Raw genomic sequence first — 13431 nt, forward strand, 5'->3', positions numbered from 1 at the left:
AGGGACAAGCAATTGTCCTTGGTGGCGTAAATGAGGGGGAGAACAGAGTCGGAATTTTGTTCCGTTTGGTAAAATATACAAAAACCAGAGAGGGCTGACTCCAAAAGTCCGCTTTTTGGCGGACTTTTGGGTCAGCCCCTTTTTCGCTGGGGCGGTCAGCGAACGGCGCTTTACTCCACAATTTCTTCATGATGGTAGTAATACCGCTCGTAAATGTACTCGATCTCGGCGTCAGTTATGCAGGCGAGCTCTTCCCGCGACAACCCCCGCACTTTTTCGATAAACTCGATCATGTTTTTCCGTTCTGCTCTGCTCATCATCGCCACTCCTTTTTCTGTTTTAAAACAGTAACTTGTTATCTTGTTTTTATTATATAACAGCAAAAATAAAATGGTCAATTAAAAAAGCGGTCAAGCCGCTTTTTCCTGTTCCTTCCGTCCGGCAAGGCAGACGGCGGGGATGAGAAGAACAGCGGTGACCGTCAGAAAAAAGGCGTTCGTTGCCGCATCGACGGCGCTTCCGGCAAGGGGCGGGCCCACCATGCTGCCGAGGCTGTACAGCATTCCGCACAACAAGTTGCCGGTCGGGAGGAGCGCTTTCGGCAACAAGTCGGTCATATAGGCAATGCCAAGGGAAAAAAGGGAGCCAGTAAACATGCCGGCGGCAAACAGACAGGCAGCGAGCCCGACAGTGGACGCACCGACCGTGAGCACGGCCAAAAAACAGCTGGCGCCGGCCAGCAAGGCAAAACGAATTACCGCCCGCCGCCCGAACCGGTCGCTGAGCGCCCCGAGCGGGAGCTGAAAGACGATGCCGCCTAACGAGAAAAACGGCAAAATGAAGGCGATCTGTTCGGCGCTCATCTGCTTGCGCAAGGCATACAGCGGGAACACGGAATGAAGGGACGCTTCCAAAAAGCCGTAGGCAAGCGGCAGCAAGAGCGCTGGCCATGCATGTTTCCATGCACCGACCCACCGGCCGGCGGCTGAGGAAGAGCGTTCAAACGGCTTCGGTTTTTCTTTTGGTAGCCAAAAGACGGCCACCCATCCGCTGAAACTGAGGAGAGCGGCCAAATAAAACGGCCACGCCTCATTGATCGAGGCGAGCGAAGCGAGAAGCGGGCCGGCTGTAAAACCAAGGCCGAATGCCAAACCATACAGTGACAGACGCCGCCCGCGCTTAGCCGGCAGCGAAAAGTCGGTGATCCATGTCTGCGTCGCGAAATGAAGCATATGGTCGCCGACGCCGATCAAAAAACGGAGAGCCAGCCAAATAAAAAATGAAGAAAAAAGTGGAAAAAGAGTAAGCGAACATATTACAATAGAACCACCAAGGAGAATGATGGGTCGATACCCATACTTCACCAACGGACGCTCCAGAAACGGTGAAATGGCCAGCACGCCGATATATAGAGCAGCAGCATGCACCCCGTTGACGGACGAAGGGACGCCTTGTTCATCAAGCAACATGGCTAACAGCGGAAGCAACATTCCTTGGGATAAGCCAGAGATGGCCACGACCGCAGTTAAAATGGCAAAACGCATCGTCATATCCTCACTTCTTTAAATTGGCCAGTCCGCGAACAAACAGAATCCGTCTTTTCACGGCGGAACGGCTGGCCCGTATTCCATCGTACATACAAGCAACGATCAATGCAACGAAAAAATGTTGATGGGAAAGGTGGAAGAAACACAAATGAACAGGTTGTTTGCCTGGATGGCATGGATCGGCGTGCCGGTGTCAGTAATCGGCGGCTTTCTTCACTGGCCGACCGTCTTGATGTTTGGGCTGTATTGTTTGACGATCATTGCGCTCGCCAGCTATATGGGGCGGGCGACAGAGAGTTTGGCCATCGTCGCCGGACCGCGCATCGGCGGGCTGTTAAACGCCACCTTTGGCAATGCGGTCGAGTTGATCATCTCGATTTTTGCCTTGCAAGCCGGACTCGTGGATGTCGTGCTCGCCTCCTTGACCGGCTCGGTGCTAGGAAATTTGCTGTTGGTTGCCGGGTTATCGTTTTTTGTCGGCGGTTTGAAATATAAACGGCAAGAATTCAATATTTATGACGCCCGCCATAACGCCGGGCTGCTGACGTTTGCCATTTTCGTCGCGTTTGTCATTCCGGAAGTGTTTACAATGCAAATGGACGGCGGCGAACGGCTTGCGTTGAGCGTCGGCATTTCGATTATTATGATTTTGCTTTACATCGCTGCCCTTTACTTCCGGCTTGTCACCCACCGCGGCGTATACCAGCATAAATCGGACGAAGCGGAAGAACATGAGGAGCCGGAATGGGGAAAAGGAAAAGCGACCGCCATTTTGGCACTGGCTACGCTCGCGGTTGCCTACTTGTCAGAGCGGCTCGTCCATACGTTCGAAACCGTGACGGAGTCGTTTGGCTGGAGCGAGCTGTTTATCGGGATCATCATCGTCGCCATCGTCGGCAATGCGGCGGAGCATGCTTCGGCTGTCATGATGGCATACAAAAATAAAATGAACGTCGCCGTCGAGATCGCCGTCGGCTCGACCTTGCAAATCGCCATGTTCGTCGCGCCGGTGCTTGTGCTCGTTTCGCTTTTGTTTCCGGAAAAAATGCCGCTTGTCTTTTCACTTCCCGAACTCGTCGCGATGGCCGCTTCGGTGCTCTTGATGATCGTATTGTCCAACGATGGCGATACGAACTGGTTTGAAGGGGCGACGCTGCTGGCGGCCTATATCATTATGGGCATTGGTTTTTATTTGTTTTGACGGATTCACCCGGGCGGTTGGCGCTCGGGTTTTTTGGACAGAGGAACGGCGCCGGGACGGAAGAAATTTTCACTGTCACGGATAAACGGTGCGTTTTGACGGAAAATAACAGTGAATATGAGATAGAAAGGAGCGAATGCGATGAAAAAATGGGCGGTTTCGCTGTTTGCGAGCGCACTGCTTCTGTATGCGGCAGCGTTCCCGACATTGGCGGCTTCCGGAAAGCCGGCGCCCGGTGCGGTGATCGATATCTCGAAAGAGAACACATACCCGAATCCAACGCAAGACTTGCCGCATCTAGAGCCAAGCTCGTTTACGAAACAGCTGCTGAAATCAGCCAATGTGAACATTGAGAATCCTGAATTGGTTCATCTCTTTAATGAATCTTCGGCAACGAACGCGCCGTGGGCCATCGGCTACCGGGCGACGATTTATTTAGGCCAATGGCCACTCAACTACCAATCGCTCGAAACATCAACAAATTGGGAGTATCAAAAGGTCAATACGAATTTTCTCGACAACCGCGGCGGCGACACAGCACAAAAACTGTATTACAAACAGGAAATGCAAAAATACGTCCGTGGCGGCTTGACGGTGAAAGTGCCGAATGAAGACGCCGTCAAACGGATGATGTTGAACAAGGCCATGGAAAAAACAAATTTACCGCTCGCTTTCAGCACCGTTGTCGGTCTTGGCACGAAAAAGGATCAGCCGTACAACGTGCCGGCGAAAAAAATGGGCTATTTGTATGCGTATGCTCCGGCTGTGAATGAAAAAGGGAAAGTGACGTACGGGGAAGTGTATATCGTCTTAAAAGGAAACAAAAAGAAAATCGTCGTCAAAAACGTGACGACAAGAGGGGTCGGGGCATGGATTCCGGTGCAAGACCGGCTGTATATGTCCTATGTCGTCAGCGAGCAGCCGCGATAAAAGAGTCGGGCCCAAAAAGCAGGCGCGTTTTGGGCCCGACTCTTTTTTATGCGCATGGCCGATGATGCGCTTGCCTCTGCGGCGTTGCTGTTTATCGGGCGATGCGCGCCGCCCGTTTTGTAAAATCGACGCCGCGGTAATACGTCTGCTTGACGAGCAAATTGGGTCCTAAGCAGCGCGCGGCCGGGCAGCGGCAAAGAAGTTCATTGGCGAGTTTCGAGCGCCGCCATCGGTTATACACATCCGGCAATGAATCGCGGACGATGTTGCCAAGCGGCGGTTCATCGCCGAAATCGGTGACGATGACATCGCCGGTGAAAATGTTGACATTAAGCCGCGAACGGCCGTCAGGGTCGTTGCGGACGGTGACGTTTTTGCTTTCATACAGCCGCTTTAATAGGCGAAGATCGTCTTCATTGTCGCTGCACGGGTAAAATGGCAGCGTGCCAAACAACATCCAGACGTTTTCATCGCGAATGTCAAGCAAATGGTGGATCGCCGCGCGCAGCTCATCGAGACTTAGCGTCTCTAAGGCGCTGGCAAAATCGCTTGGGTACATCGGGTGAATTTCATGGCGCCGGCAGCCCATTTCCTCAACGACTTGGCGATGGATCGTTTCCAAATGGCGGACGGTCCGTTTGTTTAACATCGTTTCCGCCGATACCATCACGCCGGCATTGGCCAGCGCTTTTGCATTGTCAAGCATGCGCTGGAAGTATTTCTCGCGTTGGGCGCGCGTCGGTTTTCGCTCCATCATAGCGAATCCACCGTCGATGAAATCGTCGATTGTCCCCCAGTTGTGGGAGATATGGAGCACATCCAAATACGGAATCACTTTTTCGTAGCGGGACAAGTCAAGCGTCAAATTCGAATTCAGCTGCGTTCGCACCCCGCGCTCATGTGCATAGCGGAGAAGCGGAACGACGTATTGTTCAACCGATTTTAATGACAGCATCGGCTCGCCGCCGGTGATGCTTAATGAGCGTAAATGCGGAATTTCTTCAAGCCGGCGGAGCAACAACTCAAGCGGCAGCGCCTCGGGATCTTTCGCTGTCAACGTATAGCCGACGGCGCAATGTTCACAGCGCATATTGCAAAGCGTCGTTGTCGTAAACTCGACGTTCGTCAGTTCCAACTTTCCATACTCTTCTAGATCAACGTACGCCTCCCACGGATCGTACGCCGGCGTAATGGCCGGCATGGCGAATGAACGCATCGCTTTCTCCTCTCTCTATAAAAAAGTTCCATCCTTCATTATTAGCCGCCTTAGCAGCCCTTGTCAATCGTTTTAGCTGTTTTGCCTCTACCCATTCGTATGATGAGAAAGGAGCCATCATGAGATGGAAAAGAAAGATTTTTTACATAACAGCGAGAAACGGAGTATAATAGAAAAAGATAAGGACAACTGCCTATGCACGATGAGCATGGGAAGGGGCGTTTAGACAAATGGAAAAGTTCCAGCAAAGCATGTACGACTTGATCGTCGAGACGTCGACGAAGCTGCCGAAGGACGTCCGTCGAGCGATCGCTCGGGCGAAAGCGCGCGAAAACGCCGGCACGCGGGCGGCGATGGCATTGGATACAATCGTTGGCAACATTCAAATGGCGGACGAAAACGTATCGCCGATTTGCCAAGATACGGGCTTGCCGACGTTTAAAATCAAAGTGCCGGTCGGCGTCAACCAAATCGAAATGAAAAAAGCGATCCGGGCTGCCATTGTCGAAGCGACGAAAAATGGCAAACTGCGCCCGAACTCGGTCGATTCGCTCACCGGCAAAAACAGCGGCGATAACTTAGGGGAAGGCGTGCCGGTCATTAAATTTGAACAGTGGGAAAACGATTACATTGACGTTCGCCTTATTTTAAAAGGCGGCGGCTGTGAAAACAAAAACATCCAATACAGCCTGCCGTGTGAACTCGAAGGGCTCGGCCGCGCCGGCCGCGATTTGGACGGCATCCGCAAATGCATTTTGCATGCGGTGTATCAGGCGCAAGGGCAAGGGTGCAGCGCCGGCTTCATCGGCGTCGGCATCGGCGGCGACCGCTCATCCGGCTATGAGCTCGCCAAAGAACAGCTGTTCCGTCCGGTTGATGACGTCAACCCGATTGAAGAATTGCGCCAGCTGGAAGAATACATTATGGAAAACGCCAACAAGCTCGGCATCGGCACGATGGGCTTTGGCGGCGAATCGACGCTGCTTGGCTGTAAAATCGGCGTCATGCATCGCATCCCGGCGAGCTTCTTCGTCTCCGTCGCCTACAACTGCTGGGCGTTTCGGCGCATGGGCGTGAAAATCGATCCGGCCACCGGTGAGATCATCGAATGGCTGTACCAAGACGGCGAAGACGTCGATTTTGCAAAAGAGTTGGAAAAAGCGGAATCGGCCGCGGCGCTTGAACAAGGAGAGGCGCGCGTCATCGATCTCGTTCCGCCGCTGTCGGAAGAACAAGTGCGGAAGCTCCGCGTCGGCGACGTCGTCCGCATCAGCGGCGTCATTTACACCGGCCGCGACGCCATTCATAAATATTTGATGGATCACGATGCCCCCGTCGATTTGAACGGGCAAATCATTTACCATTGCGGCCCGGTCATGCTAAAAGACGAAGACGGCCGCTGGCACGCCAAAGCCGCCGGCCCGACGACCAGCATCCGCGAAGAGCCGTATCAAGGCGACATTATGAAAAAATTCGGCGTCCGCGCTGTCATCGGCAAAGGCGGCATGGGCGCAAAGACGCTGCAAGCGTTAAAAGAACACGGCGGCGTGTACTTAAACGCCATCGGCGGCGCGGCCCAATATTATGCGGACTGTATCAAATCAGTCGAAGGCGTGGATCTCATGGAATTTGGCATTCCAGAAGCCATGTGGCATTTGCGTGTTGAAAACTTCACCGCCGTCGTTACGATGGACTCGCACGGCAACAGCTTGCATGAAGACGTTGAAAAGTCATCGCTCGAAAAACTGGCCCAATTCAAAGAACCGGTGTTCAAATAAACGTGAAGAAACGATTGGCAGCGTGACTCCCCAAAAGCATCCGCTTTTGGGGTCTTTTTTTGCAAAAAATGGCGTGCGTAAAGCAGCTGAGGGCGAAAACAATAAAAAAGAGGAAAAGACGGCGGCCAAGGAGGAACCAGGCATGAGATGGCTTATTTCTCTCGTTTTAGCGATTGCGCTTTTTCCCGCTTCTGCGTTTGCCGCAAGCAATCAAGCGATCCATTGGGGATTCAAGCGGAGCGAAAACCACGAGCCCCCGTCGGCGGGAAAAGAGCTCGATGAGCTGCTTGCCAAATATGACGCGTTTTATTTAGGCGATACGAGTGAAAAAACGATTTACTTGACGTTTGACAACGGCTATGAAAACGGCTATACGGTGCAAATTTTGGACATCTTGAAAGAAAAACATGTGCCGGCCGCCTTTTTTGTCACCGGCCATTATTTGCAAACCGCGCCTGATTTAGTGAAACGAATGGCTGCCGAAGGACATATCATCGGCAACCATTCGTGGCACCATCCCGATTTAACGACCGCCAGCGATGAGCGGGTGCGCGAAGAGTTCGAAAAAGTCAAGGAAAAGACAGAAGAGCTGACCGGGCAAAAAGGGATGATGTACCTTCGCCCGCCGCGCGGCATTTTCAGCGAACGGACGTTATCTCTCGCCCGCGAGCTCGGCTATTACCACGTCTTTTGGTCGCTGGCGTTCGTCGACTGGCAAACCGACCGTCAGCGCGGCTGGCAATATGCCTATGACCAAATCATGAAACAAATTCACCCAGGCGCGATTTTGTTGCTGCACTCCGTATCGAAAGACAACGCCGACGCGCTGCCGAAGGTGATCGACGACTTGCGAAAACAAGGGTATACGTTTGCCAGCTTAGATGAATTGATGGCGAAAAAGATGGGACTCCATCCGTGGCTGTTTCGCCCATAAGCGGTTTCGTTTGAAAAATGGCCCCACCCGTGAGCCGTTTGGTTCAGCGGGTGTTTTTCGTTATAATGAGGATACGGACGAAAGAAACAGGTGAATGCGATGTGGACAAAAACAGTGACGGTGCCGGCGCCGTACGATTTCGCCCACGCCCTTGAGCGGCTTTCGCTCGACCCGCTGTTGGCCGTGGATCGGGAACGGCAGCGCATCACCGTGCCGCTCGCCCTCGACGGCTGTTTCGTGCCCGTAACGGTGGAAGGCGTCGGCACAAAAGATGACCCGAGATTTGTCGTTTCAGCTCCTTTTCCCGAGCGGCAAGACGAGGTGATGGAGCGGATTTCGCATCTGTTTCAATGGCGGACGCCGCTCGGGCCCGTTCACGAGCATTTCCGCCGCACTGACCTGGCGCCGCTGTTTGCCGAGTATGAAGGAATGCCGCTTGTGCTCGATTTTGATCTATATTTTTGCCTCATCAAATGTTTGATCCATCAGCAACTTCATCTCAAAGTCGGCTATCGGCTGACGGAGCGGTTTGTGAAAACGTTCGGAACAGAAGTGGATGGCGTTTGGTTTTACCCGCGCCCGGAAGAAGTGGCCGCCCGTTCGTACGAGGATGTGCGCGCCTTGCAGCTGAGCGGGCGGAAAGCGGAATATATCGTCGATGTGTCGCGTCTCATCGCTGACGGAAAGCTGCGGCTTGATGAACTTAAGCAGATGGAAGACGGCGAGGTGATGGAGCGGCTGACGGCCGTGCGCGGCATCGGCCCGTGGACGGTGCAAAACTTCCTCCTCTTCGGCCTTGGCCGTCCAAACGTCTTCCCGCCGGCGGATATCGGCTTGCAGCGGGCGGTTGAAAAACAATTCGGGCTTCCGAAGCGGCCGACCGCAAAAGAGATGGCGGCGCTCGGCGAGCGGTGGAAACCGTACGCCAGCTATGCGGCGCTTTATTTGTGGCGAAGCATTGAATGAGAGGGACCGATATGGCAAAGCAACAAACGAACATCAAAATCAAAAAAGGCGACCAATTTCCTGTGACCATTCAACGGATCGGCATTAACGGCGAAGGGGTCGGCTATTTCCAAAAACAAGTCGTCTTCGTCCCCGGCGCGTTACCGGGGGAAGAAGTCGTCGTCGAAGCGACGGACATCCATCCAACCTACGCCGAGGCGAAAATCAAGCGCATCCGCAAGCGCTCGCCAAACCGTATCAAGCCGCCATGCCCGCTCTATGACCAGTGCGGCGGCTGCCAGCTCCAGCACTTATCGTACGAAGCGCAGCTTGAAGCCAAACGCGACATCGTCATCCAAGCATTGCGCCGCCACGCCCGCCGCCTCGATGTCGACAAACTTGACATCCGCCCGACGATCGGCATGGCCGACCCGTGGCAATACCGAAACAAAAGCCAATTTCAAGTCGGGATGAAAAGAGGGAAGGTGCTCGCCGGGCTGTACGGTCTCAACTCCCACCGACTCGTCGACCTATCGGAATGCCGCATCCAGCATCCGCAAACGACGCGCGTGACGAACATCGTGAAAACGATTTTGCAAGACTTGCGCATCCCGATTTACAACGAGCGGACGAGAACGGGCGTCGTGCGGACGATCGTCGTCCGTGTCGGCTTCCATACGGGCGACATCCAGCTTGTGCTGGTGACAGCGACAAAAGACATTCCGCGCAAACAGCTGCTCATTGACGAAATTCGCCGCCGCCTTCCGGAAGTGAAATCAATCGTGCAAAACATCAACGGCGAAAAAACGTCGCTCATTTTTGGCAACGAAACCGAAGTGCTCGCCGGCGACGAGTACATTCAAGAAACGCTCGGCGACTTGTCATTTGAACTGTCGGCGCGCGCCTTTTTCCAGCTTAACCCGATCCAAACGGTCAAGCTGTACGACGAAGTGAAAAAAGCGGCCGCTCTCACCGGAACGGAGCGGATCGTTGACGCCTACTGCGGCGTCGGCACGATCGGGCTGTGGCTCGCCCGCGATGCGAAAGAAGTGCGCGGCATGGACACGATCCCCGAAGCGATTGAAGACGCCAAGAAAAACGCGGACAAACAGGGCTTTACGAACACGCACTACGTCGTCGGCAAAGCGGAATACTGGCTGCCCAAATGGGTGAACGAAGGCTGGAAGCCGGACGTCATCATCGTCGACCCGCCCCGCGTCGGCTGCGACCGGGCGCTGCTTGACACGATCCTTGGCGTCCGTCCGAAAACGGTCGTCTACGTCTCGTGCAACCCATCGAGCCTCGCCCGCGACCTCGACGCCTTGGCGGCCCAATACCGCGTCGACTACATCCAGCCGGTCGACATGTTTCCGCACACGGCGCATGTAGAAAGTGTAGCTCGATTAGTATTAAAGTTGTAAACACAAAATAAACTCGTTCCACTGAAAACATAACCGTTCATCACGAGAAAGAAAGTTGAGTATTGGAAGATGTTTGTCATAGCCGAGAATTTTTTAAACATATGTGGAAAACCATCGGGACAGGGAAGATATGGAGGAGAGAGATCAAAAATAAAGCGAAAGATGGGAGTTACTACTGGGTTCAGTCTACCATTGTCCCCTTTTTGGATGAACGAGGAAAGCCGTATCAATACGTGTCGATTCGAACGGATATTACCCGTTTGAAACAGTATGAAGAGCAAATCAAATATATGGCCAACCATGATGATTTGACGGGCCTTCCCAATCGCCGTTTTTTAACATTTTTCGTCTTTGCCGGTCATTGCATCCGACTGTCGAGTGACCGAACAACGCCGATTAAAGACCCATGAACGGGTCTTGTAAAGCGAGTCGTTGTTCGGTCTTCCGTCACGCTAAGGCGTGACGGAGGCAAACCACACGCTTGCCTTCGACAGTCGAAAATGGGCAAACCACTTTTCTGTCAAGGATATGTTAAACTTCTTTGTTGCATCTATATAAATTGCTGAAAGAGACGAAAGAGGAGGAACGACTGCTGGCCGTTTATTTTATTGATTTAGCGCGGTTTAAAAACATTAATGATTCATTTGGGCATTCGGTGGGAGACGAAGTGTTGAAACATTAGAAAGCCATTTGCATCGTGCTATCGAAATCAAATATTAAAGGAAATGGGGTGCAACGGAGGGCAAGGGTATTTTTGGAGGCAACCTGTGTCGGAAACGGAGATTGGATCGTTGTTGCAATGCAATGAGTGAACAGTTCAAAATGGCAATATAGGTCGTCTTGCCATACTCGGGTATGTTGAGGCAACGAATGAAGAGGAAAAGGAGCTGGTTTCATGGAAACGCTCAGACAACGGCTGCGATCCATTGATCAAAAGGGATATAAAGCGTATAAAACGATCGAAGGGACGTATTCGTTTCCATTGTTTACGCTCGCGATTGACCACGTGCAGGGCGATCCGTTTGCTGAGCCGTCCAAGGTCCGCGTGATCATACCGCGGGCGAAAACGGCGTTGGCAGCGGAGTGGATGAATACGAAACCGCGCCGCATCCGCTGTGAAGATGTGCTGGCGCGCCGCATCTATCATGAATTGCGGCAATGGCCGCTGCGGGCGCGTGGATCGGGAAAAAGCGGGCTCGTCTTGATCGATGCCCCGGAGCAGAAGGTGCTCGAGCGGACAGCAGTGCAAGTGACAGACGAGACGGTCACTGTCTGTTTGTCGGTCGGGTTGCCGGCGAACGGGCGTCGCATTTTGGCGAAAGAAGCCGAGGCCATCTTTTTCGAACAAATTCCATCCGTCATCGAGCGGGCGGTGTACGGCCTTCGGGAGGAGGATATTCGTGCGGCAGTCGAGCTTGCCGATCAGCAGCACGCCATTCGCCGCTATTTGCGTGAACACGGATTGGTGGCGTTTGTCGCGAACGGTGCGGTTTTGCCGCGGGAGAGCGGAGTGAGCGACAAGCCGCTGCAACGTGGAGCGGTGCCGTTTCAAAGTCCGCCAGAGCTGGAGATTGCGATCCCCGTTCCGCATCGCGCTGAACCGATCAAAGGCATGGGCATCCGCAAAGGGATTACGCTGATTGTCGGTGGCGGCTACCACGGCAAATCGACGCTGCTGCAGGCGCTAGAGCACGGCGTGTATGATCATGTCGCCGGCGACGGGCGGGAGTTTGTCATCACGGACAGCGGGGCGGTGAAAATTCGCGCCGAAGACGGCCGGAGCGTCGCCAGTGTTGACATTTCCCCGCTCATTGGCACGCTGCCGTATGGAAAAGAGACGAAACAGTTTTCGACGGAAAACGCGAGCGGCAGCACCTCACAGGCCGCGAGCATGATCGAAATGATTGAAGCTGGGGCATCGGCGTTTTTGATTGATGAAGATACGAGCGCGACGAATTTGCTCATCCGAGATGGACGCATGCAGGCGCTCGTGGTGAAAGATGCCGAACCTATCACGCCGTATATCGACAAGGCGCGTCAACTATTTCGCGATTACGGCATTTCGACCGTTCTTGTCGTCGGCGGATTGGGGGATTACTTGGATATCGCGGATTGCGTGATCAAAATGGAGCAGTACGTCCCGTTTGATGTGACGGCAGAGGCAAAACAAATCGCCTTGCAGATGCCGTCGGGACGGAAAGCGGAAGGCGGCGAGTCGTTCGGCTGCATTCATGAGCGCATTCCGCTGCCTGGGAGTTTAAATAGCCAAAAAGGAAAAAAAGAAAAAGCGGTCGCGCGCGGACGGCACGTCATTCAGTACGGGCAAACCGATCTATTGCTTTATGCGCTTGAGCAGCTGGTCGATGACAGCCAAACGCGGGCGATTGTCGCGGCGCTGCTGTATATGGAACGAAAAGGATGGTTCGACGGAAAGAAAACCGTCCGCCAACTGCTCGATGCGATCGAAGAACAATGGGATCGCCAAGGCTTGGGCTCCGTTTCGTTCCGAAAAGGGCATCCGGGTGAACTTGCCCGCCCGCGCCGATTCGAGCTGGCGGCGGCGCTCAATCGGCTGCGGACGCTCCGTTGCCGCCAACGCTGAACCATTGCGGGCGGAAGCGGATTGAACCTGCTTTCGCTTTTCGTTTCCGTTGATTTTGTCTAGCGTCCCATTTCGATTATCGTTATAATTATGTTTATCAGTTCAATGAAACGGCTGGCAGCGGGGAGGCCGCGGTTTGGCTGAAGGGGGATCGAGGCATGGGCAAATCAAAAGGTTCGATTGAATCGGAAATCAGCAAAGCATTGACAAAATGGGAAAAAGATTTTCTTGGCCGCGGTTCGGTATCGGTGAAAACCGATATTTTGCGCGATATGATCATCGTTTCGTTGCACGGCATCCTGACGCCCGCCGAGTACGCGCTTTGCGAATCAAAAGAAGGAATGTTATCGGTGAAGCGGTCGCGGACGAGTTTAGTGGAGTCTGGAGTCGATGACTTGAAAGAAATGATTTTTGAAATCACCGGCGAGAAGGTGAAGAGCTTCCATACGGATTTAAGCACCCGAACGGGCGAGCGGGTGATCGTCTTTAAGCTGTTCAACGATTTAGAAAAACAGCTGACGGGCTAAATGTTCGCCCGCATCGCCATAAAACGGCGCTCCGGACGAAGAAGGCATTTTTTTATAAAGTTATTGTATAATTGAAACAACTTTTGTATAGTAAGTATAGGACTGTAGATGAGCAATTTTCATAACAATAATTACCATGTAAAAAGAAACAAACAGGGTACCCCTTATGCCACATGGAGCTGTTTTCCAGAAAAGCCCTTCGTGATCATCGCATCCACGATATGAACGAGATGCTTCATAACAGGTTTTGAAAAATAAAGGGCCAACCCCAACATCGTGAAAAACTTGTGAATTCCTTGATGATGTGCTAATCTATTCATTAGATATGAA

Annotated in this window: 12 protein-coding genes and 2 pseudogenes; 10 read left to right on the top strand and 4 right to left on the bottom strand. The window is 53.1% G+C overall.

Translation table 11 applies throughout. From position 1 onward, the window contains the following. Positions 1 to 170: 170 nt before the first annotated feature. Entirely contained in the window at positions 171 to 317 is a 147-nt protein-coding gene (locus tag IKE44_RS03635) for a BH0509 family protein (protein ID WP_049624342.1), read from the bottom strand. Positions 318 to 410: 93 nt separating this feature from the next. After that, on the bottom strand, positions 411 to 1544 hold the full coding sequence (locus IKE44_RS03640) for an MFS transporter (RefSeq protein WP_049624346.1): 1134 nt from the start codon (positions 1542 to 1544) through the stop codon (positions 411 to 413). 151 nt (positions 1545 to 1695) lie between these two features. On the opposite strand from IKE44_RS03640, the gene cax reads away from it, so the two are divergent. Both cax and IKE44_RS03650 read left to right on the top strand, forming a co-directional pair. Beyond that, positions 1696 to 2748 (top strand): calcium/proton exchanger, encoded by a 1053-nt coding sequence (gene cax, locus IKE44_RS03645; protein ID WP_287465034.1) that lies wholly within the window; start codon positions 1696 to 1698, stop codon positions 2746 to 2748. Between the two features lie 141 nt (positions 2749 to 2889). Then, positions 2890 to 3678: a YfkD famly protein gene (locus IKE44_RS03650; RefSeq protein ID WP_033013941.1), complete on the top strand. Its 789-nt coding sequence runs from the start codon at positions 2890 to 2892 to the stop codon at positions 3676 to 3678. A 91-nt stretch (positions 3679 to 3769) separates the two neighbouring features. Here the strand turns inward: IKE44_RS03650 and yfkAB are convergent, their stop codons facing one another. Beyond that, positions 3770 to 4894, bottom strand: coding sequence for a radical SAM/CxCxxxxC motif protein YfkAB (yfkAB, locus tag IKE44_RS03655; protein ID WP_033013942.1), 1125 nt, complete (start codon positions 4892 to 4894; stop codon positions 3770 to 3772). A gap of 230 nt (positions 4895 to 5124) precedes the next feature. Between yfkAB and IKE44_RS03660 the strand changes: the two genes are divergently transcribed. The 8 genes and pseudogenes from IKE44_RS03660 to IKE44_RS03695 all read left to right on the top strand — a co-directional run bounded on the left by IKE44_RS03660 (position 5125) and on the right by IKE44_RS03695 (position 13101). Continuing rightward, positions 5125 to 6672 carry a fumarate hydratase gene (locus tag IKE44_RS03660; protein ID WP_033013943.1) on the top strand — a complete coding sequence of 516 codons (1548 nt, stop codon included), beginning with the start codon at positions 5125 to 5127 and terminating at the stop codon, positions 6670 to 6672. 142 nt (positions 6673 to 6814) lie between these two features. After that, entirely contained in the window at positions 6815 to 7606 is a 792-nt protein-coding gene (pdaA, locus tag IKE44_RS03665; protein ID WP_049625096.1) for a delta-lactam-biosynthetic de-N-acetylase, read from the top strand. Between the two features lie 99 nt (positions 7607 to 7705). Next, on the top strand, positions 7706 to 8572 hold the full coding sequence (locus tag IKE44_RS03670; RefSeq protein ID WP_053532235.1) for a DNA-3-methyladenine glycosylase family protein: 867 nt from the start codon (positions 7706 to 7708) through the stop codon (positions 8570 to 8572). Further along, a complete protein-coding gene (gene rlmD, locus IKE44_RS03675; protein WP_033016690.1) occupies positions 8569 to 9972 on the top strand; it encodes a 23S rRNA (uracil(1939)-C(5))-methyltransferase RlmD in 1404 nt (467 codons plus the stop codon). Before IKE44_RS03670 ends, rlmD begins: the two co-directional genes overlap by 4 nt. 77 nt (positions 9973 to 10049) lie before the next feature. Beyond that, positions 10050 to 10310, top strand: a pseudogene (locus IKE44_RS03680) (PAS domain-containing protein); the annotation flags it as partial. Between the two features lie 221 nt (positions 10311 to 10531). Beyond that, complete coding sequence (locus tag IKE44_RS03685; RefSeq protein WP_230581391.1) at positions 10532 to 10654, top strand: diguanylate cyclase; 123 nt, start codon at positions 10532 to 10534, stop codon at positions 10652 to 10654. A gap of 213 nt (positions 10655 to 10867) precedes the next feature. Then, positions 10868 to 12574 carry an ABC-ATPase domain-containing protein gene (locus IKE44_RS03690; RefSeq protein WP_049625092.1) on the top strand — a complete coding sequence of 569 codons (1707 nt, stop codon included), beginning with the start codon at positions 10868 to 10870 and terminating at the stop codon, positions 12572 to 12574. 158 nt (positions 12575 to 12732) lie between these two features. Further along, positions 12733 to 13101: a Na-translocating system protein MpsC family protein gene (locus tag IKE44_RS03695; protein WP_033016693.1), complete on the top strand. Its 369-nt coding sequence runs from the start codon at positions 12733 to 12735 to the stop codon at positions 13099 to 13101. A gap of 185 nt (positions 13102 to 13286) precedes the next feature. On the opposite strand, the pseudogene IKE44_RS03700 reads toward IKE44_RS03695, so the two are convergent. After that, a pseudogene (locus tag IKE44_RS03700) lies at positions 13287 to 13421 on the bottom strand (IS701 family transposase); the annotation flags it as partial. Between the last annotated feature and the right edge of the window lie 10 nt (positions 13422 to 13431).

The sequence above is a fragment of the Geobacillus sp. genome (assembly GCF_017515625.1).
Lineage (GTDB): Bacteria > Bacillota > Bacilli > Bacillales > Anoxybacillaceae > Geobacillus > Geobacillus stearothermophilus.